At 72.3% G+C, this 23,384-nt stretch carries 22 protein-coding genes and 1 pseudogene; 6 read left to right on the top strand and 17 right to left on the bottom strand.

Annotation, left to right across the window (positions count from 1 at the left end; translation table 11 throughout):
• The first annotated feature begins 85 nt into the window (after window positions 1–85).
• The gene (locus ENC19_RS24410; protein WP_164449547.1) at window positions 86–1,045 is read left to right on the top strand and encodes a hypothetical protein; all 960 of its coding nucleotides are present in this window, start codon (window positions 86–88) and stop codon (window positions 1,043–1,045) included.
• Window positions 1,046–1,233: 188 nt separating this feature from the next.
• Window positions 1,234–2,169 (top strand): phytanoyl-CoA dioxygenase family protein, encoded by a 936-nt coding sequence (locus ENC19_RS24405; RefSeq protein WP_164449546.1) that lies wholly within the window; start codon window positions 1,234–1,236, stop codon window positions 2,167–2,169.
• 87 nt (window positions 2,170–2,256) lie between these two features.
• Here the strand turns inward: ENC19_RS24405 and ENC19_RS24400 are convergent, their stop codons facing one another.
• From ENC19_RS24400 to ENC19_RS24385, 4 genes are all read right to left on the bottom strand, one after another.
• Window positions 2,257–2,901, bottom strand: coding sequence for an MOSC domain-containing protein (locus tag ENC19_RS24400; RefSeq protein WP_164449408.1), 645 nt, complete (start codon window positions 2,899–2,901; stop codon window positions 2,257–2,259).
• Between the two features lie 138 nt (window positions 2,902–3,039).
• Window positions 3,040–3,327 (bottom strand): GlsB/YeaQ/YmgE family stress response membrane protein, encoded by a 288-nt coding sequence (locus ENC19_RS24395; RefSeq protein WP_164449407.1) that lies wholly within the window; start codon window positions 3,325–3,327, stop codon window positions 3,040–3,042.
• Between the two features lie 216 nt (window positions 3,328–3,543).
• Window positions 3,544–5,418 (bottom strand): translation elongation factor 4, encoded by a 1,875-nt coding sequence (lepA, locus tag ENC19_RS24390; protein WP_164449406.1) that lies wholly within the window; start codon window positions 5,416–5,418, stop codon window positions 3,544–3,546.
• A gap of 94 nt (window positions 5,419–5,512) precedes the next feature.
• Window positions 5,513–6,046: a DUF4240 domain-containing protein gene (locus ENC19_RS24385; protein WP_164449405.1), complete on the bottom strand. Its 534-nt coding sequence runs from the start codon at window positions 6,044–6,046 to the stop codon at window positions 5,513–5,515.
• Here ENC19_RS24385 and ENC19_RS24380 point away from each other — a divergent pair.
• Entirely contained in the window at window positions 6,023–7,120 is a 1,098-nt protein-coding gene (locus ENC19_RS24380) for a phosphotransferase (protein WP_166459095.1), read from the top strand. The two genes, ENC19_RS24385 and ENC19_RS24380, sit on opposite strands and share 24 nt — an antisense overlap.
• A gap of 151 nt (window positions 7,121–7,271) precedes the next feature.
• Complete coding sequence (gene rpsT / locus ENC19_RS24375; protein ID WP_164449404.1) at window positions 7,272–7,538, top strand: 30S ribosomal protein S20; 267 nt, start codon at window positions 7,272–7,274, stop codon at window positions 7,536–7,538.
• A gap of 100 nt (window positions 7,539–7,638) precedes the next feature.
• Here rpsT and ENC19_RS30605 read toward each other — a convergent pair whose 3' ends face one another.
• The 10 genes and pseudogenes from ENC19_RS30605 to pepN form a co-directional block, all read right to left on the bottom strand.
• The gene (locus tag ENC19_RS30605; protein WP_281603239.1) at window positions 7,639–8,220 is read right to left on the bottom strand and encodes a hypothetical protein; all 582 of its coding nucleotides are present in this window, start codon (window positions 8,218–8,220) and stop codon (window positions 7,639–7,641) included.
• Window positions 8,217–9,197 carry a DNA polymerase III subunit delta gene (gene holA, locus ENC19_RS24365; RefSeq protein WP_164449403.1) on the bottom strand — a complete coding sequence of 327 codons (981 nt, stop codon included), beginning with the start codon at window positions 9,195–9,197 and terminating at the stop codon, window positions 8,217–8,219. The genes ENC19_RS30605 and holA overlap by 4 nt, the downstream gene beginning before the upstream one ends.
• A 121-nt stretch (window positions 9,198–9,318) precedes the next feature.
• Window positions 9,319–11,711: pseudogene (locus ENC19_RS24360) on the bottom strand (ComEC/Rec2 family competence protein).
• A gap of 23 nt (window positions 11,712–11,734) precedes the next feature.
• The gene (locus ENC19_RS24355) at window positions 11,735–12,523 is read right to left on the bottom strand and encodes a ComEA family DNA-binding protein (RefSeq protein WP_408058107.1); all 789 of its coding nucleotides are present in this window, start codon (window positions 12,521–12,523) and stop codon (window positions 11,735–11,737) included.
• 496 nt (window positions 12,524–13,019) lie between these two features.
• A complete protein-coding gene (locus ENC19_RS24350) occupies window positions 13,020–13,793 on the bottom strand; it encodes an SDR family NAD(P)-dependent oxidoreductase (RefSeq protein ID WP_164449402.1) in 774 nt (257 codons plus the stop codon).
• Window positions 13,794–13,933: 140 nt separating this feature from the next.
• Window positions 13,934–14,806 carry a DegV family protein gene (locus ENC19_RS24345; protein WP_164449401.1) on the bottom strand — a complete coding sequence of 291 codons (873 nt, stop codon included), beginning with the start codon at window positions 14,804–14,806 and terminating at the stop codon, window positions 13,934–13,936.
• A gap of 48 nt (window positions 14,807–14,854) precedes the next feature.
• Entirely contained in the window at window positions 14,855–15,520 is a 666-nt protein-coding gene (locus tag ENC19_RS24340; RefSeq protein ID WP_164449400.1) for a histidine phosphatase family protein, read from the bottom strand.
• The gene (gene rsfS / locus ENC19_RS24335; RefSeq protein ID WP_164449399.1) at window positions 15,517–15,921 is read right to left on the bottom strand and encodes a ribosome silencing factor; all 405 of its coding nucleotides are present in this window, start codon (window positions 15,919–15,921) and stop codon (window positions 15,517–15,519) included. Before rsfS ends, ENC19_RS24340 begins: the two co-directional genes overlap by 4 nt.
• A gap of 102 nt (window positions 15,922–16,023) precedes the next feature.
• Window positions 16,024–16,617, bottom strand: a complete 594-nt coding sequence (gene nadD / locus ENC19_RS24330; protein ID WP_164449398.1) for a nicotinate-nucleotide adenylyltransferase — start codon at window positions 16,615–16,617, stop codon at window positions 16,024–16,026.
• A gap of 73 nt (window positions 16,618–16,690) precedes the next feature.
• On the bottom strand, window positions 16,691–19,204 hold the full coding sequence (gene pepN / locus ENC19_RS24325) for an aminopeptidase N (protein ID WP_164449397.1): 2,514 nt from the start codon (window positions 19,202–19,204) through the stop codon (window positions 16,691–16,693).
• Window positions 19,205–19,272: 68 nt separating this feature from the next.
• Here pepN and ENC19_RS24320 point away from each other — a divergent pair, with 68 nt between their 5' ends.
• Window positions 19,273–19,491 (top strand): DUF397 domain-containing protein, encoded by a 219-nt coding sequence (locus ENC19_RS24320; protein ID WP_093407559.1) that lies wholly within the window; start codon window positions 19,273–19,275, stop codon window positions 19,489–19,491.
• Between the two features lie 55 nt (window positions 19,492–19,546).
• On the opposite strand, the gene ENC19_RS24315 is transcribed toward ENC19_RS24320, so the two are convergent.
• Window positions 19,547–19,930 carry a hypothetical protein gene (locus ENC19_RS24315; protein WP_164449396.1) on the bottom strand — a complete coding sequence of 128 codons (384 nt, stop codon included), beginning with the start codon at window positions 19,928–19,930 and terminating at the stop codon, window positions 19,547–19,549.
• Window positions 19,931–20,193: 263 nt separating this feature from the next.
• Here ENC19_RS24315 and ENC19_RS24310 point away from each other — a divergent pair, with 263 nt between their 5' ends.
• Window positions 20,194–21,441, top strand: a complete 1,248-nt coding sequence (locus ENC19_RS24310) for a cytochrome P450 (protein ID WP_164449395.1) — start codon at window positions 20,194–20,196, stop codon at window positions 21,439–21,441.
• 67 nt (window positions 21,442–21,508) lie between these two features.
• Here the strand turns inward: ENC19_RS24310 and ENC19_RS24305 are convergent, their stop codons facing one another.
• Both ENC19_RS24305 and ENC19_RS24300 read right to left on the bottom strand, forming a co-directional pair.
• Window positions 21,509–22,681, bottom strand: a complete 1,173-nt coding sequence (locus ENC19_RS24305; RefSeq protein ID WP_164449394.1) for a zinc-dependent alcohol dehydrogenase — start codon at window positions 22,679–22,681, stop codon at window positions 21,509–21,511.
• Window positions 22,678–23,313, bottom strand: coding sequence for an SRPBCC family protein (locus tag ENC19_RS24300; protein WP_164449393.1), 636 nt, complete (start codon window positions 23,311–23,313; stop codon window positions 22,678–22,680). The genes ENC19_RS24305 and ENC19_RS24300 overlap by 4 nt, the downstream gene beginning before the upstream one ends.
• Between the last annotated feature and the right edge of the window lie 71 nt (window positions 23,314–23,384).

The following is a 23,384-nucleotide window of genomic DNA, read 5'->3' as shown; positions in this document are numbered from 1 at the left end:
GTGGGTGCCGCGCGAGGACGGAACCGGTCGGACGACACGTACGGGTCGATGCGGGACGTACGCTTGGCGGACCTTGACACAGGAGGTGCGGGTGCGAACTCGGGCTGCCGCGACGGGCTTCGTGGTCCTCGTCCTGATCGCCGCGATCGGGATCATCGTGGTGCTCAGGCAGGCCGGTGACGGGCTACGGCTCCCGCTGGCCGGCCGGGCCTGCACGGTGCAGGCCGACGGCCAGGTGACGCTCGACTCGCAGCAGATGGCGAACGCGGCGACCATCGCGGCGATCGGCGTGCAGCGCGAGATGCCCGAGCGGGCGGTGGTGGTGGCGCTCGCCACCGCGTACCAGGAGTCCGGGCTGCGCAACCTGACCGGCGGTGACCGCGACTCCGTGGGGCTGTTCCAGCAGCGGCCGAGCCAGGGGTGGGGCACAGCGACCCAGATCCGCGACCCACGGTACGCGGCGGGGAAGTTCTACGCGGCGTTGAAGAAGGTGCGCGGCTGGCAGGACATGCGGGTCACCGACGCGGCGCAGAAGGTGCAGCGCTCGGCCTTCCCGGAGGCGTACGAGAAGTGGGCCGACGAGTCGCAGGTGCTCACCCGGGCGCTGCTCGGGCACGCCACCACGGCGGTCACCTGCTCGGTGGGCGGTGATCCGGTGATGCGCGGTGCCGCCGCCATCGCCGCCCTGACCGAGGGGCTGTCGCTCGACTGGGGCCTGGTGGCCCTCACCTCCGACGGCGACCGGCGGGCGGGCCGGGGTTACCTCAGCTCCGCCGTCGACAGCTACGGCAACCCGACCCTGTTGAAGGTGGGGATCAACGACTTCGAGCGGAGCCCCGCCGGCAGCCTGACGACCTCCGCCGAGGGCGTGCGGGCCGGCTGGCGGTACACGCACTGGCTGGTCTCCCACGCGAAGGAGCACGGGGTGAAGCGGGTCGTCTTCGACGGCCGGGAGTGGACCGCCAAGCGCGGCGACTGGAAGCGGTTGCCGGACAGCGACCGGGGTGACACCGAGGTTCTCGCCGAGGTCCACGCCGACGTCTGACCGACCCCGATCTCCTTACCCGCAGTCACCGCAAAAACCGGCAATTACCCACGTAAGGCCCCGTCTCGCCACGTTGGGTGACGTGCGGTAGTCGAGCAACCGCCATCAGTCGCCATGCCCGTGGAAAGGTCACGGGGTGCCCCACGGGCCGTCCGGACGCGCGTTACGATCGGCGGCCTGTGCCAGAAATGGTTTCACCTCTTGGGGAGGGGTACGACGTGGCGTTCGACTACGGCGACCGGACCGGCTACGAACCGATCAGTGACGTCGACCGCAAGGAGTTCCACGAGCAGGGCTTTCTCCTGCTGCGAAACGTCCTGACCGAGGATCACCGAGCCGCTCTCGAGGCCGCGGTCGACCGGGTGTACGAGGAGGAGAAGGCCAAGGGCAACACCACCAAGGACGGAACCCTGCACCTGCTGGGTTTCCTCGAGCGTGACGAGCTCTTCGGCGAGCTGCTCACCCACCCGATCGCGTTTCCCTACATGTGGGGCCTGGCGGGCTGGAACATCTACACCCACCACAACCACCTCGACGTGACGCCGCCGGCGTTGGAGCCCGAGAAGCCGTACTGGGGTTGGCACCAGGACGGGTACCGGCAGAACTCCGACCCGGAGACGATGGACCCGAACCTGCCGCGGCCGATGTTCTCGCTGAAGGTCGCCTACGTGCTCTCCGACCTGTCGGAGAAGGGCCGGGGCGCGACGAAGGTGATCCCCGGCAGCCACCTGTGGAACTCGCTGCCCCGCCCGACGGACCTGAGCGTGCACAACCCGGACCCGGAGGGCACCGTCGAGATCACCGCCAACCCGGGCGACGCCTTCATCTTCGACCGCCGCCAGTGGCACTCCCGGTCGACGAACCTGTCGAACATCACCCGCAAGATGCTGTTCGTCGGCTACACCTACCGGTGGATCCGCCCGCTCGACGAGCTGCACCCCGACAAGGACGGCGAGTGGTACCGCAACCGCACGCCGGTGCAGCGTCAGCTGCTCGGTGAGGGCACCCACACGGCCAACTACTGGGGCATCAACTGGGACGGCTACATCGACGACGAGATCCCGCTGCGCAAGGAACTCAAGCAGCGCGGTCTACTCAACCGCAACATCCCCTGGCTCCGCTGACCGGAGGAGTGACGACAGGCCCCGTGGCCACGCCTGGACGTGGCCGCGGGGCCTGTCGTGTCATCTCCGGACGGACCTGCCGGTCCGTCAGCCGGCCGGCTCGCCGACACGGCGACGCACCTTCTCCCGGATCGGCTCGGGCAGCTCGTCGGCCGCCAGCAGCCCGGGCAGCAACGACGGCTCCAGGCTGAGCGCGCGGAACACCTCGCCGAGGGTCACCCCGTGCGCCGGCCGGTGCACGATCTCGATCGGGTCGCCGGCTCCCACCGCGCCCTCGCGGAGCACCCGCAGGTACGCACCGGGGGTGGCCCGCGCGGTGAACCGTTTGATCAGATCCGGTACGCCCCAGAAGCCGGCGAAGGTCCGGCACGGCGTGCGCGGCATGGTCACCTGGAGCAGCGCCTCGCCGACGGCCCACTGCTCGCCGATCACGGCACCGGTCACGTCGACCGCGTACGTGGTGAGGTTCTCGCCGAAGCCGCCGGGGCGGATGGTTCGCCCGAGGTCGGCCTCCCACCAGGCCGCGTCCTCCCCCGCGTACGCGTAGACGGCCTGGTCCGGGCCACCGTGGTGGGCCCGTTCGCCGATGAAGTCGCCGGCCACGCCGTCGAAGCGCAGGAGCACCGGCGCATCGGCGGGTCGCTTGTCGATGCCGCTGCGCCCGCTCGCCGCACCGGCCCACGCCGCCTCGGTCACGATCCCGACGTTCACCGATGCCACCCTGCCCGTCATGATCACATTCTACGGGGAACGGCCCCGGCGCGCCGCCCTCGCCCACCGTCGGACGCCTCAGGTCGATCCGCCTCCGGGCGTACGCATGCGAAAGGCGCCCGACCTCGACGGTCGGGCGCCTTTCGACAGGTTCAGCGGTTACCGGTGGGTGACACCCCGGCGGTTGCGGCCCACACCGGCGACCAGCGCGACGGCGACGGCGGCCAGCAGCACCTGGAGCAGCAGCTCCCGCCAGTCGATACCGGCGGTCTCGGCGAAGCCGGACGCGCGGGCGATCACGGTGCCGAGCAGCGCGGCACCGACACCGATGAGCATGTGCAGCCAGATCGGCATGTTCTGACGGCCCGGCACCACCAGTCGGCCAAGCGCACCGACGATCAGACCAACGATCAGGGCGGTGATGATGCCCCAGACGGTGAGCTCCATGATCGCTCTCCTTCACGAAAGACGTTCAACGTTTGTGGTGTTCCTGTCGTGACCGCCTAATGCCCGACCCACGAAGATCCCAAACCGGCTTTTCTGGCCGAGAGGTCGCGACCCACCCCGAAAGATCGCGCCACCCGGCCCAACGCGGACGGGCGCCCGGCCGAGGTGGCCGGGCGTCCGTCGGGACGGCGGCGCCCTACGCGCGCCGCCGCGCGATCACTTCTTTGCGCTGCCCTTGCCGTCGGAGTCGGAGGAGAGTGCGGCGATGAACGCCTCCTGCGGGACCTCCACCCGGCCCACCATCTTCATCCGCTTCTTGCCCTCCTTCTGCTTCTCCAGCAGCTTGCGCTTCCGGCTGATGTCGCCGCCGTAGCACTTGGCGAGCACGTCCTTGCGGATCGCGCGGATCGTCTCCCGGGCGATCACCCGGCTGCCGATGGCCGCCTGGATCGGCACCTCGAACTGCTGCCGCGGGATGAGGTTGCGCAGCTTCGCCGCGATGGTGGTGCCGTAGGTGTACGCCTTCTCCTTGTGCACGATCGCGCTGAACGCGTCCACCGGCTCGCCGTGCAGCAGGATGTCGACCTTGACCAGGTCGGACGCCTGCTCGCCGGAGGGCTCGTAGTCCAGCGACGCGTAGCCCTTGGTACGGCTCTTCAACTGGTCGAAGAAGTCGAAGATGATCTCGGCGAGGGGCAGCGTGTAGCGCAGTTCCACCCGGTCGGCGGAGAGGTAGTCCATGCCCAGCAGGCTGCCGCGCCGGCCCTGACACAGCTCCATCACCGCGCCGACGTAGTCGTTGGGGGTGAGCACCGTGGCCCGCACCGTCGGCTCGTACACCTCGGCGATCTTGCCGGTCGGGTACTCACTGGGGTTGGTGACCACGACCTCGTCGCCGTCCTCCTGGATGGCCCGGTAGACCACGTTCGGCGCGGTCGAGATCAGGTCGAGGTTGAACTCCCGCTCCAGCCGCTCCCGGATGATCTCCAGGTGCAGCAGGCCGAGGAAACCGCAGCGGAACCCGAAGCCGAGGGCACCCGAGGTCTCCGGCTCGTAGGTGAGCGCCGCGTCGTTGAGCTTGAGCTTGTCCAGCGCGTCGCGTAGCGCCGGGTAGTCCGACCCGTCGATCGGGTAGAGACCTGAGTACACCATCGGCTTCGGGTCCTTGTAGCCGCCGAGAGCTTCGGTCGCCGGCCGGTTGTTGATGGTGACGGTGTCACCGACCCGGGACTGACGGACATCCTTCACCCCGGTGATCAGGTAGCCGACCTCGCCGACGCCGAGCGCCTCGGCCTTCACCATCTCCGGCGAGATGACCCCGATCTCCAGCAGCTCGTGCACCGCCCCGGTGGACATCATCTTGATCCGGTCCCGGGCGCTGATCCGCCCGTCGATCACCCGCACGTAGGTGACCACGCCCCGGTAGACGTCGTACACCGAGTCGAAGATCATGGCGCGGGCCGGGGCGTCGGCGTCACCGACCGGCGGGGTGAACTGCCGGACGATCTCGTCGAGCAGGTACGGCACGCCCTCGCCGGTCTTGCCGGAGACCCTGATGCAGTCCGCCGGGTCGCCGCCGATCAGGTGGGCCAGTTCCTCGGCGTACTTCTCCGGCTGGGCGGCCGGCAGGTCGATCTTGTTCAGCACCGGGATGATGTGCAGGTCGTTCTCGAGCGCGAGGTAGAGGTTCGCCAGCGTCTGCGCCTCGATGCCCTGGGCGGCGTCGACAAGCAGGATCGCGCCCTCGCAGGCCGCCAGCGACCGGGACACCTCGTAGGTGAAGTCGACGTGACCTGGCGTGTCGATCATGTTGAGCACGGCCTGCTCGCCGGCCCGCTCGCCCTCCCGGATGGTCCACGGCATGCGAACGGCCTGGCTCTTGATGGTGATGCCACGCTCGCGCTCGATGTCCATCCGGTCGAGGTACTGCGCGCGCATCAGCCGCGGATCGACCACACCGGTGAGCTGCAACATCCGGTCAGCCAGGGTCGACTTTCCGTGGTCGATGTGAGCGATGATGCAGAAGTTCCTGATCCGCGCCGGGTCGGTGGCACCAGGAGCGTTCGCGCCGGGATCGAGCGTCGGTGGCACAGCGGTCCGTTCTGGTCGGCTGACGTGAGCGGGCCGGCACGCGCCGGCCCCCTCTATGCTCCCATGTCCCCGGCGGACATCGGCCGGGCGTCCGTCACTCCTGCGGCGGCTCGACGAAGAGGGCGGCGAGCCGGGGCAGTCGACGGCGGGCCTCGTCCTCGTCGTCGAAGTCCCAGAAGTCGTTCAGGTCGGGCTGCCGGATCGCCGCACGCTCCCCCGGCAGGTCGGTCGCGGTCGCCTTGCGGTACGCGTCCCACGGCACCGCGAGCATGTCCTCGCACTCGAACTCCTCGCCGCTGAGCGAGGCGGACCGGATCTGCGGCAGCTCGGCCAGCGAGTCCGGATCGGCGACCGCCCGGGCGAACACCTCCCGTCCCTGGGTCATCAGCCAACCCCGGAAGTACTCGAAGCCGTCGTCGGAGGCACCACCGTTGATCAGGTACGCGGCGCCCCAGAGATCGACCCGGTAGGACGCGGCGAGGACCCGTTGCTGGTGGTGGGCGTATCCGACGATCTCCTCGGGATCACGGGCGGCGAGCAACGCGACGGCCCGGGCGGCGACGGCGTCCGGATCTCCCCCGCCGGTGCGGGCGCGCTCGATCAACTGCCAGAAGTCGTCGGTCCTCATGGCCCGCCAGTCTGGCAGACACCACCCCGGGTGCCCGGATCCGCGCCGGAGGTCGCCGCCCGGCCGGCCACCGGGCAGCATGGTCGGGTGAGCGTTCCGTCTCCGCCAGCCGTGCCGTACCACGCCACCGCCCAGCGACCCGCCTGGTCGGACCTGCCGCAGCGGGTGCGGGCCGCGGTGGCCACCCGGCTGGGCGCCCCGGTGGTCCAGGCCCGGACCGCAGGCGCCGGCTTCACCCGTGGCTTCGCCGCGCTGCTGCGCACCGCCGACGGGCACCGCGCCTTCGTCAAGGCCGCGCCCCACGTTGAGCAGCCGCAGCTGGTCGACTGGTACGCCCGGGAGGCCGCGATCCTGACCCGGCTGCCGGCCGGGCTGCCGGTGCCCCGCCCCCGCTGGACGCTGTGGGAGGCGGGCTGGTTCGTCCTGTGCCTCGACGCCGTCGACGGTCACACCCCACGGCTGCCCTGGAACCAGGTCGAACTGACCGCCACCCTCACCGCGTTCACCGACGTCACCGAGGCGCTCGCCGACCCTCCGGACGAGTTGACCGCCCTCGGCCTGCCCCACCTCGCCGACCTGGCGCGCGAGGACATCCTCTGGTGGGGCGAGGTCGCCGCCGGCCGGGAACCGGTACCGCCGCTGCCCGCACCGGCCCGGGGACGGCTGGCCGAGCTGGTGGCGCTGGAGTCGCGCCTGCCCGGGTACGCCGCCGCCGCGACCGGGCTGACCCACGGCGACCTGCGGGTCGACAACGTACTTGTCGACACCACCGGTGCGGCCTGGTTCTGCGACTGGTCGTGGCTGTGCCACGGGCCGGCCTGGTTCGACCTGGTCACCCTGCTGATCACCGGGTACGCCGACGGGCTGGACGTCGATTCGTTGTTCACCGCTCATCCGGCCGCCGCCGGTGCGCCCGGCGACGCGCTGGACGTCACGCTTGCCGCCCTGGCCGGTTACCACCTCACCGCCGCGACATCGGCGCCACCCACGGCGTCGACTCACCTGCCCGCGCACCAACGGTGGACCGGCGAGCAGGCCCTCGCCTGGCTCTCCCACCGCCAAGCCTGGACCTGACCGCACCCGCCGCCCGCACCCGCCCCGGTTGGCGAGAGGCTGTTTTGGCCCGTTCGAGCCGACCTGGTAACCTGGCTCTTCGCGCAGCGATGACGCATGCTCGTCGCGCGCACAAGCTGACCAACCCGAGCTATCAAGACGAGGCTGTCGCGTGGCGAACATCAAGTCCCAGATCAAGCGCAACCGGCAGAACGAGAAGCGCCGGCTGCGTAACAAGTCGGTCAAGTCGTCGCTGAAGACCGCCATCCGTAAGTTCAACGAGGCTGCTGAGGCCGGTGACGTCGAGAAGGCCACCGCCCTCATGCAGGATGCCTCGCGCAAGCTGGACAAGGCTGCCAGCAAGGGCGTCATCCACGGCAACCAGGCCGCGAACCGCAAGTCCGCGATCGCCAAGCGCGTCGCGTCGCTCGCCTCCTGAGTTAGCGCCCAGTCCTGACGGAAGCCCCGAGGCGATGCCTCGGGGCTTCCGCACGTCCGTCCACGGGTCGTGCTCCGTCCTTCGTCAGGCGATCGCCCGATCAGGACCCGGGCTCGGTGGTGCCCGGTCGAGACCCGGCGTCATCCCGATTCGCTGGCGGCCCACCTCGGTCCGCCGCCTCGGCACCGTGGCCCCCGCCGCGCGCGGCCCCACCCGCGCCGTCCATGGACCGGTCGGGCCCACTGCCGAGAGCAGGCGGACGCTGCCGCGCCGCACCGGGGTGCGCCACCTCCGCCGACTCTGGCCGCACCACGACCCCGGGCACGCTGTGCCGCAGCCAGTCAACCCGGGCACGCCCGACCACCGGCTCCATCTGCTGACGGAACCGGTCGCGTTCCTGCTCGGGTACGGCCGCGGCGGAGCGCACCACCGCGGCGGCCACCAGATCGTTGAGCTTGACCATCACGGCCACCGTGGCGGGTAGCACGAGCACCGCCCACCAGGTCACCAGTTCCGCGAGCGCGAGCAGCGCCGCCAGCGCGATCGCCCCCTCGAAGAAGATGAAGCAGAGCACCCCGCCCGGGTTGACGAACCGCAGGCCGAGCGCCCGCGCGTAGAACGGCCGGTACCGCTCCTCCTCGGCCGGGATCGTGGCCCACGAGCCACGGAGGGCTCCGCTCACCTGGCGCCGCCCCGCCGAGCGGCCGCCACCGAGAAGACCGCCTTCTCCAGCGCGTACGCCCGGTCGTCGGAGCCGCCCTTGACCGCCGCGTTGCACTCCGCCGCCGCCCGCATGGCCAGGACCAGACCGTCGGGGGTCCAGCCACGGGCCTGCCGTTGGGCCCGTTCCACCTTCCAGGGCGGCATGCCCAGGCTGCTGGCGAGTTGGTACGGGCTGCCCCGGCCGGCCGAGGCGACCCGGGCGACCGTACGGATGCCGTCGGCGAGGGCATCGGCGATCGGCACCGGATCCACCCCCACGTGCAACGCCCAGCGCAGCGCCTCCAGGGCACCCGGCAGGTCACCGACCATCGTGGCGTCCGCCACCGTGAAGCCGCTCACCTCCACCCGTCCCCGGTAGTAACGCGCCACCGTGTCGGCGCCGATCCGGCCGTCGGTGTCGGCGATCAGCTGGGAGCAGGCCGCCGCGAGTTCGCGCAGGTCGTTGCCGACCGCGGCGAGCAGCGCCTCAGCGGCGTCGTCGGTGCAGCGCCCGCCGTCCCGGCGGAACTCGTCGCGGACGAAGGCCACCCGATCGCGGTGGCCCTTCAGCTTCGCGGCGGGCACGACGCGGGCACCGGCCGACTTCAGACCGTCGGCGAACGCCTTGCCCTTCGCGCCACCGAGATGCGTCACCACGAGCTGTACCTCGGGGTCGGGATTCTTGGCGTACGCCAGCAGGGCGGCGACCAGGTCCTTGCGAGCGTCCTGACCGGACCGCAGCACCAGCACCCGACGCCCGCCGAACAGCGACGGGCTGAGCATCTCGTCGATCTCACCGACGGTGAGCTGACCGGCCTGGTACTCGCGCACGTCGACGCCGGAGTCGGCGGCCCGGGCGGCGGCTACCGTTTCGGACACCGCGCGCGTGGCGAGCAGCTCCTCGTCGCCGAGGACGAGCACAATAGGAGCGGCACTGGCGGCGGTCACGCCGCCCATATTCGCACGCTCGGCCGGTCGGTCCAGTCTGCTCGTCCAGACTCTGCCGGTAGACCCCGCACTCAGCGCAAATCCAGACATAGAACTTATCTCCGGCTTTATGCCGTGAATTGCTGTCGATTCATGGTGGGCGGATCCGGTCGACGCCGGCGCTGACCACCGCCAGCCCTCGGGGCGACCGCACCACCGCCACGTCACCGCCGACGTCGGTACGCAGCACCCGCGCCCCACCCCGGGCCAGCCGGGCCAGCACCGCCTCGTTGGGGTGGCCGTAGCTGTTTCCCGCGCCGACCGGCACCAACGCCACCGCCGGCCGCACCACGTCCAGAAAGGCCGGATCCTGGTACGCGCTGCCATGGTGGGCGACCTTCAGCACATCGGCCCGCAGCCCATCCGGCGGCAGCCGTTCCCGCAGCGCCCGCTGTTCCTCCACCTCGGCGTCACCGGTCAGCAGGATCCGCACCCGGTCGACGGTGGCGATCAGCACCAGCGAGTTGTTGTTCGGATCCGAACGGGTGCCGCGCATCGGATACGGCGGGCCGAGCACGGTCAGGTCGACCGCCCCGGCCCGGTAGCGCCATCCCTGCGGTGCGGCGACCACCGGCGTGCCATGAGTCGCGGCGGTGCCGCGCACCAGATCCCGGCCGGCCACCGGCTCCGACCACTGCGGAACCAGCACCGTGTCCACCCGCCTGTCCCGGAAGATCCCGGCCACCCCGCCGGTGTGGTCCACGTGGAAGTGGCTGACCACCAACAGCGGCACCCGACGCACACCGAGCCGACGCAGGCAGGCGTCCGCCGCCGCCGGATCCGGACCGGCGTCGACCACGACCGCCCGCCCGGCCGCCACCGGCAGCAGTACCGTGTCGCCCTGACCCACCGCACAGGCCGTGACGACCCAACCGTCCGGCGGCCACCCGGGCGCGACCACCCGCACCGGCAGCGCGCCCAGCACGACCGCGACGGCGCAGACCGCCACCAGGCGGCGCACCACCGGGCGCCGGGCCGCGACCACCAACGCCACGGTCAGCACCGCCAGCAGCAGCGCCCCGGACACCCCGCCCGGCCAGGGCAGGTTGCCCGCCGGCAGCCGGGCACCGTACCGGGCGACCAGCACCAGCCACCACGCCGGCCAGTGCGCCAGCCAGGCGAGCAACTCCGCCCCGCCGGGCCAGATCGGCGAGAGCGTCGCCGCCGCCACGCCAAGCACCGTCGCGGGCGCGATCGCCGGCACCGCGAGAAGGTTCGCCGGCACGGCGACCAGACTGACCGTGCCTGTCAGGCCGGCGACCACCGGCGCACAGGCGAGTTGTGCGGCGGCCGGCACCGCGAGCGCCTCGGCCACCCCCGGCGGTACGCCCCGCCGACGCAGACCGTCCCGCCAACCCGGCGCGAGCAGCAGCAGACCGCCGGTGGCCAGAACGGACAACGCGAAACCGGGATCACCGGCCAGATCCGGATCCACCAGCACCAGCACCGCCACGGCGGCGGCCAACGCGGGCACCGCCGCCCGAGGGCGACCGGCCGCCAGCGCGGCGAGCCCGATCGCGCCCATGGTGGCGGCGCGTACCACGCTCGGCGACGGCCGGACCAGGATGACGAAGCCCACCAGGGCCAGCCCGCAAAGACCGACGGCCAGCACCGGACCGGCTCGGGCCCAGCGGGCCAGCAACAGCACCGCCCCCACGACGATGGCGACATTCGATCCGGACACGGCGTTCAGGTGAGTCATCCCGGTGGCGCGGAAGTCCTCCTCCACCGCATCGGGCAGCCGGCTGGTGTCCCCGACGACAAGGCCGGGCAACAGGCCGCCCGGCTCGTCCGGCAGCGGTGCGCACGCCTGCTGGAGGCCGGCGCGGAGCCGACCGGCCGCGCGTTGCAGCGCCGAGGAGCACCCAGCCGAACCGGTGCGCCCACGGCCATCAGGACCGCACCGGTGAGGTCGCCGCCGCGCGGCTCGGCCAGCCGCCCGTCGGCGGTGAGCCGTTGCCCGGGCAACAGCCCGCGCCACGCCGGATCGTCGGCGAGCACCAGTACCCGCGCCGGTACGGCGATCCGCTGGCCCTGCGGCCCGGTCAGGGTCACCAGCCTGGCCGGCACCAGCAGGGTCGGTGGACGACCCACGATGCCGCCGCGCACCGGCCGGGGATCGTCCCGGACGACCAGTTCGGCGGTGACCCGGGCCCGTTCGTTGACCAGGGCAAGCAGCGGACCCGCGTCCCGTACGGTCAGTCGCGCCGAGGTGGCCGCGCCGCCACAGACCACGCCGATCAGGATCGCCACCACCACCCAGCCGTGGCGACGCACGGTCGGGCCGGGTCGCCCGGCGAGACCGAGCAGGTGCAGGGTCGCCACCCCGGCGAGACCTGCCGCGACGGCGGCAAGCAGCAGCGTCCGTCGGGCATCGAGATGCAGCCCCGCCAACGCGGTGAGCCAGGCCGCCACCGCCAGCCCCGCCGTGCGGAGGTCGGGTGCTCCCCCACCGGTCACGACTCCGGAGGTTCCGGCCGACATGGCGACCGGGGCGGGCGACGCCTTCACACCGTCACCAGGTCCTTGAGTTGCTCGTACCGGGCGTCGCCGATCCCGGTCACCTGACGCAGGTCGCCGACGGACCGGAAGCCGCCGTGCTGATCGCGGTACTCGATGATCCGCTGGGCGAGCACCGGACCCACGCCGGGCAGCGTTTCGAGCTGCGCCGAGGTCGCGGTGTTCAGGTTGACCCGCCCACCCGTGCCGGGTCCACCACCCGGAAGCGGGCCGGCCCCCGGACCTGCCGCGCCCGAGGGTGCCGGTACGCCGACCAGGATCAGCTCGCCGTCGCTGACCCGGCGGGCCGGATTCAGCAGCGCCACGTCCACTCCCGGCAACGCGCCTCCGGCGGCGTCGAGGGCGTCGGCCACCCGCGCGCCGGCCGCCAACCGCACCAACCCGGGCCGGCGGACCTTTCCGGCGACGGCGACCACCAGCTCACCGGTCGACTCCGTCGCCGGCCTGCCCGGCTCGTGGCCGGCCTCGACGGAGGGATCCGGTGTCCCGGCGGTGCCGGTCTCGGCGACCACCGGCTCCACCTGAGGACGGGACCGCCAGGTCCAGACGCCCGCGACCAGCACCACGAGCACGGCGACGGCCGCCAGCGCCCGCACTCCCCGCCGCCCCGGATCGAAGGCACTCGGCCCCGGAAGAAGGCTCGGCGACGCCTCGTCGACCCGCCGTCCTCGTCCGACGTCGACCGGTGAATCGTCGCTGGCCCGAACCGGACCACCGGCCCGAACCGGACCAGTGTCACCGGCCCGGTCTGCGGCGGCCTGGACCGGCAGCAGCACGGTCGGCCACTGCGTCACCGGCGGCGGCACCTCGCCGGCAGCCTCGGCGAGCGGTGGCCGCACGGACAGAGGCAGATCAACAGGCGGAGGCCACCCGACGGGCGGAGGCAGGTCAACAGGCGGAGGGAGCCCTACGGACGGAGACCACCCGGCGAAGGCTGGCGTCCGGTCGTCACCCGGCCACGGCGGTGCCGCGTCGTCCGCCGGCCGGTCCAGCGCGCCGGGCATCAGGTGCCACAGTCGCCGCCGAACCGCCATCTCCTCGTCCTCGTCCTTCGACACGGCGCGAGGCTAGGGCGGCGAGGCACCGCCAGGCGCACCGAGCCGGTCTGCCTGTGGACAACGCGAGGCTCTGTGGACAGGGCCCTGATCATGCATCGGATCTGCTAAGACCTCCGCCTTGTCGACCCCTCGGTCCGCGTCGCCGACACCCGCACCCTCCCGGCCGCCACCAGGGCGGACCGCCAGGCGCGTGGCCGGTCCCGACGCGCTCGGGTCAGTCCGTGAGCGCCTGCGGGTCCAGACCGAGGACGGCGCGCCCGCCGTCGACCGGCAGGGTCACCCCGTTGACGAAGCCCGCCGCCGGCGAGAGCAGGTACGCGACCGCCTCCGCCACGTCCTGCGGCTGCCCGATCCGACCCACCGGGTGCAGCCGGGCCAGCTCCGCCTCGATCCGCCGCGCCTGGTCCGGCTCGGACTCGGCGAGGAACGCCTCGTGTCGTTCGGTGGCCACCGAGCCGAGCGCTACCGCGTTGGCTCGGATGCCGTGCCGGCCGTACTCGACGGCGAGCGCCCGGGTCAGCCCCTCCACCGCCGCCTTGGCCGTGGCGTACGGCAGGCAGCCCGGCACCGGCCGGCTCGCCTGGTGGGACGAGACGTTGACCACGGCACCAGCGGTGCCGGCGGCGAGGAAGCGGCGGACCGCGGTGGCGGCACCGACCACGGCGGGACGCAGGTTGCGGGTGATCAGATCGACGACCTCACCGACCGGCGCGTCGTGCACCGAGGCGTCGCGGAACACGGCCGCGTTGTTCACCCAACCGGTCAGCGGGTCGAAGCGCTCCGCCAGGTCGGCGGCCCGCCCGGCGACGCCCTCGTCACCGGCGTCACCGACCACCGCCGCGAGGCGGTCGGCCCGTGCGTGCCCCTCCACCCAGGACAGTGCCCCCGGATCGCGGTCGCACACAACGACCGTCCAGCCGTGGGCGAGCAGGCTCTCCACGATGCCCCGCCCGACCCCGCGCCCCCCACCGGTCACCACACAGGACATCCGTCCCACCTCCCCAACCCGGGCCCACGGTCGATCCTCGCCCACCGAAGCCACCGGCGGCGAAGCGGGTCGCCGTCACCGGGCCGCGCCGATTCGCCCGCCGGCGACGAGCGCCGGAGGCCCGCTCGACGGCTTGGCGGTCAGTGCCCCTGACGTCCAGGAAGGTCCGACACACGATGGATCACCACGCAGGCGAGACCGGGACCGACATGCACCGCGACGGCGGCACCGGCCTCGGAGACGTAGCTGTCGCGCAGCCGGTCACCGAGCCGGGCGGTGAGCGTGTCGACGAGCTGCTCGGCCCGCTGCGGCGCGTCGAGGTGGTGTGCGGCCAGGTCCACCGGCCCGTCGCCGGCCGCCTCGACGGCGAGGTCCACCAGCCGCGCCATGCCCCGACTGGCGGTGCGGACCTTGTCCCGCAGCACGATGCGTCCCTCGGGCATGTGCAGGATGGGCTTGACCGACAGTGCGGTGCCGAGCAACGCCTCAGCCGCGTTGATCCGTCCGCCACGACGGAGGAACTCCAGCGTGTCGACGTAGAAGTGGATGCTGGTGCGGCCGATCGCGGAGTCTGCCGCGGCGCGTACGCCGGCCAGGTCGGCGCCGCGCGCGGCGGCCCGGGCGGCGGCGATCGCCGGGAAGCCGAGACCCATCCCGCAGGAGCGGCTGTCGACCACGCTGACCCGGTCACCCAGGTCGGCGGCGGCCAGTTCGGCGGCCTCGACCGTGCCGGAGAGCCCGGCCGACAGGTGCACCGAGACGACGCCCTCCGCCCCGGCGTCGAGCAGTTCGCGGTATATCCGCCCGAACTGCTCCGGCGACGGCCGTGACGTGCTCACCGACACCCGCCGAGCGCGAAGCGCCCGGGTGGCGTCAACCGGAAGGGTCTCGACGCCCTCCAGCCCTTCGACGCCGGCCAACACCACGGTCAGCGGCACCACGGTCAGCCGGTGCTCCCGCACCAGCTCGGGTGGCAGGTAAGCGGTGGAGTCGGTGACGACCGCGACTGGCATGCGGGCACCGTAGCGGATCAAGCTGGGCGACGGCCTGACCGCGTCCGCTCAGACCGGTTCGGCGGAGACCGGGACGGCCGCCGCGCCGGTGCCGGTCCCCGGGGCGGGCACGTCCATCGGGCCGACGTTGTGGGCGCGCAGGTGCCAGCCACGCTCGACGTCGTGGCGCAGCTCCGTCCAGTGGCAGTTGCGCAGGGAGCCGACGGTACGCAGCACGGCGTGCTCCCAGCCGAGCAGCTGGCCGCAGCCCTGGCGGGCGGCGCCGCCGTGGGTGGCGATCACCACGGTGCCCCCAGGCAGTTGGTCGGCGGCCTCCTGCAACGCGGTGCCGATGCGTTTGCCCAGCTCGTCCAGCGGTTCGACGTCCGCCCCCGGGTCGGGGTCCCCGGTCCGCCAGCGGGTGTACTCCGCCGGGAACCGCTCCGCCACCTCGGTCAGCAACAGTCCCTGCCAGCGGCCGAAGTGCCGCTCCCGCAGTCGGGCGTCGGAGCGTACCGGCAGGCCGGTCAGCGCGGACAGCGCGGCGGCGGTCTCCGCGGCGCGACTCAGGTCGCTGGCGACCAGGGCGTCCGGACGCAGCGCGGCCAGCAGCGGGGCCGCCGTGCGCGCCTGTTCCCGACCGCGATCGTTCAGCGGTACGTCGGTCTGTCCCTGGACCCTGCTGGCGGCGTTCCAGTCGGTGTTGCCGTGCCGCCAGATGATCAGCCTGGTCACTCGCCCGATCCGGCGCCGGCCTCCGCGCTGGCGAGGTCCCGGTCCACGAACGGGATGGTCGGGCAGTCCTTCCAGAGCCGGTCGAGGGCGTAGAACTCGCGTTCCTCGGTGTGCTGCACGTGCACCACGACGTCGACGTAGTCGAGCAGCACCCAACGGCCGCCGCGTTCGCCCTCCCGCCGCACCGGCTTCGCCTTCTCCGGCAGGTCGAGCAGGGCTTCCTCGATGGCGTCGACGATGGCCAGCACCTGGCGTTCGTTCGGGGCGGCGGCGAGCAGGAACGCGTCGGTGATGGCGAGTTGGTCACCCACGTCGATGATGACGATGTCCTGCGCCTTCTTGTCGGCCGCGGCCTGGGCGGCGACGATCGCCAGCTGGTGAGCGCGTTCGGAAACTGTCACCGTTCTCCTTCGATCAACCGTGCGATGCCTCCAGCCTCTCACACGGCCCGGATTCCCGACTCACCAGTTTCAGCCGGAAAGAGGCACGAAACGGTCAAACCACTACCGGTACAGGCGTCGTTTCGCGATGTACTGCACCACACCGTCGGGCACCAGATACCACACTGGTTCGCCCCGGGCGACCCGCGCCCGGCAGTCGGTGGAGGAGATGGCCATGGCCGGGACCTGCACCAGACTGACCGTGTCGGCGGGCAGGTGCGCGGCGGTCAGCTGGAAGCCCGGCCGGGTGACCCCGATGAAGTGGGCCAGCTCGAAGATCTCGTCGAGGTTCTTCCAGCTCAGGATGCGCTCCAGGGCGTCCGCGCCGGTGATGAAGAACAGCTGCGCCTTGGTCCCGTACTGGGAGCGCAGGTCACGCAGGGTGTCGACGGTGTAGGTGGGCCCGCCCCGGTCGATGTCGACCCGGCTGACCTGGAACCGGGGGTTGGACGCGGTGGCGATCACGGTCATCAGGTAGCGGTCCTCGGCCGAGCTGACCGGCACGTCGGCCTTCTGCCACGGCTGCCCGGTGGGCACGAAGATCACCTCGTCGAGGCCGAACCGGTCCGCCACCTCGCTCGCGGCCACGAGGTGCCCGTGATGGATCGGATCGAACGTCCCGCCCATGATCCCGATCCGCCGGATGTCTTCCTCCACCCCATGATCCTAGGGCGTGCCCGAGCGGAGCCGGGCCGGGCCGGCGCTCTACGGCCCGGCCCGGCTCCTGGGGTCACGCGGTCGTGGCGGCCACCGCCGTGCGCGCCACCAGGGCGCGACGCAGGTCGTCGTCGGCGTCGGTGACCACCCGACGCAGCCCCGGCGTGAGGTCGTCGCGGGCCAGCAGCGCCGCCGCCGCCTCCCGGGTCGGCTGGGACACCGCGTGGCGGGGGAAGGCCAGCTTGGCAACCTCGTCGGCCACCCAGGGCGTACGCAGCCGCGCGGCGGCCGGCATGTCGGCGAAGTAGCTGCCGACGTAGGCGCTTGTCAGCTCCAGCTGCTCGGGCTGCCAGAAGCCCTCCGCCGTCGCCTCGACCAGCCGATTCGACAACTCCGTGTTCGACACGATGATTTCCCACGCGGCCTGCTTGGCACCGGGTTCGGGCAGGGCGGCCCGGCACCTGGCGGCCCGCTCGGCACCGGTGGCGCTCGGGTCGGCCGCCGCCTCGGCCGCGATCTCGGCCGCACCGGCGGCACCGAGGACCACCAACCGGCCCAGCAGCGTCCACCGCAGCTCGGCGTCGACGGCCAGCCCGGCGGGTACGGCCCGGCCGGCGAGCCAACCGGAGAGCAACTCCGCGTCGGTGCTCGCGGCGATCAGCCCCCGAGCGGCCGCCAGTTGCAACGACTCCCCCGGCGCGGCGTCGTCCAGCAACCGCCGGCAGGATTCGGCGACGCGGGCCAGGGCGGACTGTCGCGCCAGCGGATCGAGATAGCGGTCGACGAGCGAGCGACTCATCGCCAGCACGTCCTCGACGATGATCACTTCCGTCTCGGTGGGCAACGCCGCGACGATCAGATCGACAAGTCCGGCGACCGGCCGTTCCCCGTCGGTCGCGGCGTCCACCGCCTCACCCCAGAGCAGGGCGCGGGCCAACGGGTCGGCCAGACGGGGCAGCAGCAGTGGCACCGCGTCGGCCGAGGCGGCGTCGAGGCGGATCTTGGCGAAGGTCAGGTCGCCGTCGTTGGGCAGCAGAACGGCCGCCGCCGGTTCCCCGACCAACCCGTCGAGCCGGGTCCGACCGTCGTCGGTCTTCGGATCGAGGTCGACCTCGATCCGCTCGGCGGTGCCGTCCACGGCGTACCGGCCCACGCCGATGCGGTGCGGGCGCAGCACCGGATGCGTCGGCGGCGCGGTCTGCGCGATCACGACCTCGTCGTACCGACCGTCGGCGTCCACCGCCACCTCGGCCCGCAGCGTGTTCACCTGCGCGGTCCGCAGCCAGGCTTCCGCCCAGTCGGTCAGCTCCCGGCCGCTGCTGGCGGCCAGGCTCTCGAGCAGGTCGGCGAGGGTGGCGTTGCCGAAGCGGTGCCGGGCGAAGTGGTCGTTGAGGCCGGCCAGGAACGCCTCGTCACCGAGCCACGCCACCAGCTGCCGCAGCACGCTGGCCCCCTTGGCGTACGAGATGCCGTCGAAGTTGAGCAGACCCTCCGCGGCGTCGATCACCCGCTCGGGTGCCACCGGATGGGTGGAGGGGCGCTGGTCGGCGGCGTACCCCCACGCCTTGCGGCGCAGCGCGAACGTCGTCCACGCCCGGTCGAACCGGGTCGCCTCGGCCGTGACCCGGGTGCCCAGGTATTCCGCGAACGACTCGTTCAACCACAGGTCGTCCCACCAACGCATGGTGACCAGGTCACCGAACCACATGTGCGCCATCTCGTGGGCGATCGTGGTGGCCCGCAGCTCGCGCTGGCTGTCGGTGACCGCCGAGCGGAACACGTAGTCGTCGCGGAAGGTGACCAGGCCCGGATTCTCCATGGCACCCGCGTTGAACTCGGGCACGAACGCCTGGTCGTACTTGCCGAACGGATAGCGCTCGTCGAACAGCTGATGAAACCGGTCGAGACACTGCTTCGTGACGGTGAGGATCTCCGCCGCGTCGGCGTCGAGATGCTCGGCGAGTGAGCGCCGGCAGTACACACCGAGCGGAATTCCGTCGTGGGTGTCCCGGCGGACGTGCCAGGGACCGGCGATCAGGGTGAAGAAGTACGTGGCGATCGGCAGGGTGGGGGCGAACTCCCAACGACCCGGCTCGGGGTTGGCCGCCAGTTCGGCGTTGGCCGCCACCGTCCAGTGCTCCGGCGCGGTCACCGACAGCGTGACCGGTGCCTTCAGGTCCGGCTGGTCGAAGGCGGCGAAGACCCGCTGCACGTCGTCCAGGAACGACATCACGTAGAGGTAGGTCTCGCCGTCGGCGGGGTCGACGAAGCGGTGCATTCCCTCGCCGGTGTTGGTGTACGCCATCTCGGCCTCGACGACCAGCGTGTTCCGCGCCGCCAGGCCGGTCAGCGGCAGCCGGTTGTCGTCAAGTGTCGCGGGATCGAGGTCGGTGTCGTTGAGGCGTACGGCGCGCAGGTGCGCCGGCTTGACCTCGACGAACGTATCGGTGCCGGTGGCCCGGAACCTGATCGTGACGTGGGACCGGAACCGCTCACCGCCCCCGGTCAGGTCGAGGTCCACCTGGTAGGACTCGACGGTGATCGACGCGCCACGCGCGGTCGCCTCTGCACGGCTCAGGCTCGGCATCCGCTTATCCTGCCCGATGAGGGAACGAACCGGCTTCCCCATTTCCCCTGGTACTGGAGGACGGGACCATGACAGCGCACCCCAAGGGTGACTTCGACCTCTCCCGGGCGGTCTGGCAGCGGGCCGAGGGCGACACCTCGGAGGCCGCGGTGGAGGTCGCCTTCGTCGACGATCTGATCGGCATGCGCAACTCCGCCGAGCCGGACGGCCCGGTGCTGGTGTTCACCCAGGCCGAGTGGGACGCCTTCGTCGCGGGCGCCCAGGACGGCGAGTTCGACCTGGACTGAGCGCGCGGGCGGGGTCCAGGGATGTTCGTCCGGCCCGGTGTTCCTGGACCCCGCGCTATCCACGGTCACCATCGCCCCAACCGAGGCCACCGGGGCCGGGCGCGTGATGGAAACCGGCGTGGCCGGCGACATCGACACACCGTTCGGCGTCCGGCCCGAGGGCCCCGCAGAACAGCCGCTCGGCACGCTGCCAGGCGTCGGCCGGCGACAGCGCGGAGGCACCGATCGCCAGCTCGGGCCGGAGCACGCTCAGCGCCTCGGCGTACCCGACCGCCACCTCGCGCGCGGTGACGAGGTCGGCGGCGGTGAAGCCGAGATGCACGGTGAAATGACGGTCGGGACGTGGGGGCCGGGGCGGCGGCGCCACCAGCGGCGGCCGATCCCCGCCGAACCTCCCGGCCTTCCACCGACGCCAGTACGCCGCACGGTTGTCCCGCATCCGTCCTCCCCGTGGCACGCCGAACCGCCTGGCCGACGACGCGTCGACCGGTCGGCCCGGCGGCCGGTTGACCACCGGCCAGGTCGACGACGACGCCGAACTCAGCAAACCAGGATTTCCCGGCCCTGGGAGGGGCCAGCGACCGGCCCGTCGACACCGCCGCCCGGCTGCGCGGTTCATCGCCCGTGACCTGGGTAGGTACGCACTCTGCGACGATTGGACGGCCGGTCGGCGACGGCCGCGCCCCGGCAACAGGGAATCCGATGGCGACCATTCCGACGGACCGCGCTCCGGACAGCACCCTGGCCTTCCTGCGGGCCGGCTACCGGTTCGTCGGGCAGCGGTGCGACCGGTACGGCACCGACATATTCCAGACCCGGCTGCTGCTGGAACCGACGATCTGCCTACGCGGCCGGGCCGCCACCGAACTCTTCTACGACGCCGACCGGTTCATGCGCGAGGGTGCCATGCCGGCTCGCGGTCAGCGGACGCTCACCGGCCGAGGCGGCGTCCAGGGGCTCGACGGCGACGCCCACCACGACCGCAAGGCAATGTTCATGTCACTCATGAGCCCGGCCGCGGTCCGGCGACTCGGGCAGCTCTTCGCCGACGAGTGGCAGGCCCGGTTGCCCGCCTGGGAACTGTCCGGCACGGTGACCCTGCACACCGAGGTCGCGTCGATGCTGACCCGGGCGGTGTGCGCCTGGGCGGGGGTGCCGCTGAGCGGCGGCGAGTTGGACCGGCGGACCGCCGACCTCCAAGCCATGATTGACAGTGCCGCGGCGATCGGTCCCCGGCACTGGCGCGGTCGGCTGGGCCGCTACCGCAGTGAGTACTGGGGTGCTGACCTCGTCGAACAGGTACGCCACGGGAAGCTGTCGCCGCCCGAGGGCACTGCCCTGCGCGTGATCGCGGAGCACCGCGACGGCGAGGGACGCCGGTTGCCCCGCCGCATCGCGGCGGTGGAGTTGCTCAACGTGCTCCGCCCGACCATCGCGGTGGCCCGGTTCGTGGTCTTCGCCGCGCTGGCCCTGCACGACCATCCCGCCTGGCGGCAACGGGTACGCGACGACGACGCCGAGGCCGGGCAGTTCGTGCAGGAGGTGCGCCGCTACTACCCGTTCTTCCCGGTGGCCGCGGCCCGGGTCCGGCGGGACTTCGACTGGCAGGGCTACCACTTCCCGCAGGGCCGACGGGTGCTGCTGGATCTCTACGGCACCAATCATCACCCCGAGGTGTGGCCGGAGCCGGAGCGGTTCCGGCCGGAGCGCTTCGCCGGTTGGCCGGGTGACCCGTTCACGCTGGTACCGCAGGGCGGCGGAGACCATGTCGCCGGACACCGCTGCGCCGGAGAGTGGATCACGATCGAGCTGATGAAGCGGGCGGTCACGCTGCTGACCGAGGTCATCCGCTACGACGTACCGCCGCAGGACCTTGCGGTGGATCTGAGCCGGATGCCGGCGCTGCCGGCCAGCGGGTTCGTGGTCACCGCCGTACGGCGCACCGGCTGAGCCGGCCCGTCCGGGCGCCGCCAGCCTGGCGCCGCGCCGCCGGGCCAGGCCGACGGCGCGGCCTTGATCAGGCCGGATGCAGCACCGTACGCAGGCAGCCGTCCTCCTTCTTCTCGAAGATCTCGTAGCCGCGCGCGCCCTGGTCCAGCGGTAGCGGGTGGGTGGCCAGGTAGCCGGGGTCGATCTCGCCGGCGGCGAGTCGGTCGAGCAGCATCGGGATGTAGCGCTGGGCGTGCATCTGCCCCATCCGCAGCACCAGGGCCTTGTTCATCGCCGCGCCCAGCGGAAACTTGTCCACCAGGCCGGCGTAGACACCGACGATGCTGACCGTGCCACCCTTGCGGGCCGCCATGATGGCCTGCCGGACGCACGTCGGCCGGTCGGTCTGCAAGCGGGCGGTCTGCTTCGCCTTGTCGTACGCGTACCCCGGGCCGACGTCGTGGGACTCCATGCCGACCGCGTCGATACAGGCGTCCGGTCCGCGACCGGCGGTCATCTCGCGCAGCGCCTCGAGCACGTCGGTGTCGGCGTAGTTGACCGTCTCCACTCCCAGCCGGTCGGCGGCCACGGCCAGCCGCTCCGGCAGCCGGTCGACCATGATGACCCGCTCCGCGCCGAGCAGCTGCGCCGCCCGGGCGGCCATCTGCCCCACTCCACCGGCACCCCACACCGCGACCACCTCACCGCCGGTCAGGCCGCAGAAGTCGGCCGCCATCCAGCCGGTGGGCATGGCGTCGGAGGCGAAGACCACCGCGTCGTCGGGTACCCCGTCGGGCACCTTGAACGCCCCGACGTCGCCGAACGGCACCCGTACGTACTCGGCGTGGCTGCCGGAGTAGCCCCCGGCGGCGTGTGAGTAGCCGACGATGCCGGCCGGCGAGTGCCCCCACAGCTTCTCCGCGAAGACCGGCTGCGGGTTCGAGTTGTCGCACAGCGAGTACTGCTCGGTCCGGCAGTACCAGCAGCCGCCGCAGGCCACCACCGAGCCGACCACCACCCGGTCGCCGACGGCCAACCGCCGTACCCCGGGCCCGACCTCGACCACCTCGCCGGTGAACTCGTGGCCCAGGATGTCACCCTCCCGCATCGCCGGGATGAAGCCGTTGATCAGATGCAGGTCGGAACCGCAGACGCTGCTGGCGCGGACCCGGACGATGATGTCGCCGGCGGCGCGCACCCGCGGCTCCGGCACGTCGCGTACCTTGAGCTTGCCGACCCCCTCCCAGCACAGCGCCTTCACGCCCGTCCTCCCGTCGTCAACCGCTGCCGAATCTCATCGGTGCGTCGTTCCTGTGCCGGACTCCGTCCGGACGGGTCCCGCCGGGTGTCGATGAGCTGACCGCACTCGATCAGGGACTTGACCCGGCGCAGCGTGTCGCGCAGCCGTAGGTCCGGCTCGTCACCGGCCGCCAGCCCCAGGGCGCGGCGCAGTGGGCCGGAGCGGTATCTCAGCTCCGCGCGGATCTCCGTACCCCGGCCCTGTGGTGCGGGCACCAGTTCGACCGTGCCCTGTTGCTCCGGCCCGCCGGTGACCTGCCAGCGCAGCCGGCCGGGACCGGTGACGGTGATCTCGGCGCGCCACTCGGTGGCGCCGGTGTCGGGATCACGCGACACGCACCGCCAGCGGTTCCCGTCGATCTGCTCCAGGGTCGCCCACTCCGCCAGGGCCCGGTCGAGCCGCTCCCGCTCGGTCCAGAAGCTGATCACCGCCGCTACCGGCCGGTCGACCGTGACCGCACGCCGGACCACGTACCAGCCATCCTCCCGCTGGGGCTGGTGCCGACGCCGTCGGCGGGTCACCGCCCGGCCGACGCCGACCGCGGTCACGGTCGCGGCGCCCACCAGAGCCAGTCTCGTCGCGTTGCTTCTCATCACGCCTCCTCCGCCCGGACGTCCGGTGCCCGGCCGCCGTAGTGGCCGCTACCCGGCACGCAGACCGTGAA

The sequence above is a fragment of the Verrucosispora sioxanthis genome, assembly GCF_010560025.1.
Taxonomy (GTDB): domain Bacteria; phylum Actinomycetota; class Actinomycetes; order Mycobacteriales; family Micromonosporaceae; genus Micromonospora; species Micromonospora palythoicola.
The sequence above is the reverse complement of the archived record's forward strand: the minus strand, read 5'-3'. Positions and strand labels throughout refer to the sequence as shown.

Coding starts and splice junctions, on each gene's coding strand:
- ENC19_RS24405 (WP_164449546.1), top strand. CDS start 1,234: ATGGTTTCACCTCTTGGGGAGGGGTACGACGTGGCGTTCGACTACGGC.
- ENC19_RS24400 (WP_164449408.1), bottom strand. CDS start 2,901: ATGACGGGCAGGGTGGCATCGGTGAACGTCGGGATCGTGACCGAGGCG.
- ENC19_RS24395 (WP_164449407.1), bottom strand. CDS start 3,327: ATGGAGCTCACCGTCTGGGGCATCATCACCGCCCTGATCGTTGGTCTG.
- ENC19_RS24385 (WP_164449405.1), bottom strand. CDS start 6,046: ATGAGGACCGACGACTTCTGGCAGTTGATCGAGCGCGCCCGCACCGGC.
- holA (WP_164449403.1), bottom strand. CDS start 9,197: ATGGGCGGCGTGACCGCCGCCAGTGCCGCTCCTATTGTGCTCGTCCTC.
- ENC19_RS24350 (WP_164449402.1), bottom strand. CDS start 13,793: ATGTCCTGTGTGGTGACCGGTGGGGGGCGCGGGGTCGGGCGGGGCATC.
- ENC19_RS24345 (WP_164449401.1), bottom strand. CDS start 14,806: ATGCCAGTCGCGGTCGTCACCGACTCCACCGCTTACCTGCCACCCGAG.
- pepN (WP_164449397.1), bottom strand. CDS start 19,204: ATGCCGAGCCTGAGCCGTGCAGAGGCGACCGCGCGTGGCGCGTCGATC.
- ENC19_RS24320 (WP_093407559.1), top strand. CDS start 19,273: ATGACAGCGCACCCCAAGGGTGACTTCGACCTCTCCCGGGCGGTCTGG.
- ENC19_RS24315 (WP_164449396.1), bottom strand. CDS start 19,930: ATGCGGGACAACCGTGCGGCGTACTGGCGTCGGTGGAAGGCCGGGAGG.
- ENC19_RS24310 (WP_164449395.1), top strand. CDS start 20,194: ATGGCGACCATTCCGACGGACCGCGCTCCGGACAGCACCCTGGCCTTC.
- ENC19_RS24300 (WP_164449393.1), bottom strand. CDS start 23,313: ATGAGAAGCAACGCGACGAGACTGGCTCTGGTGGGCGCCGCGACCGTG.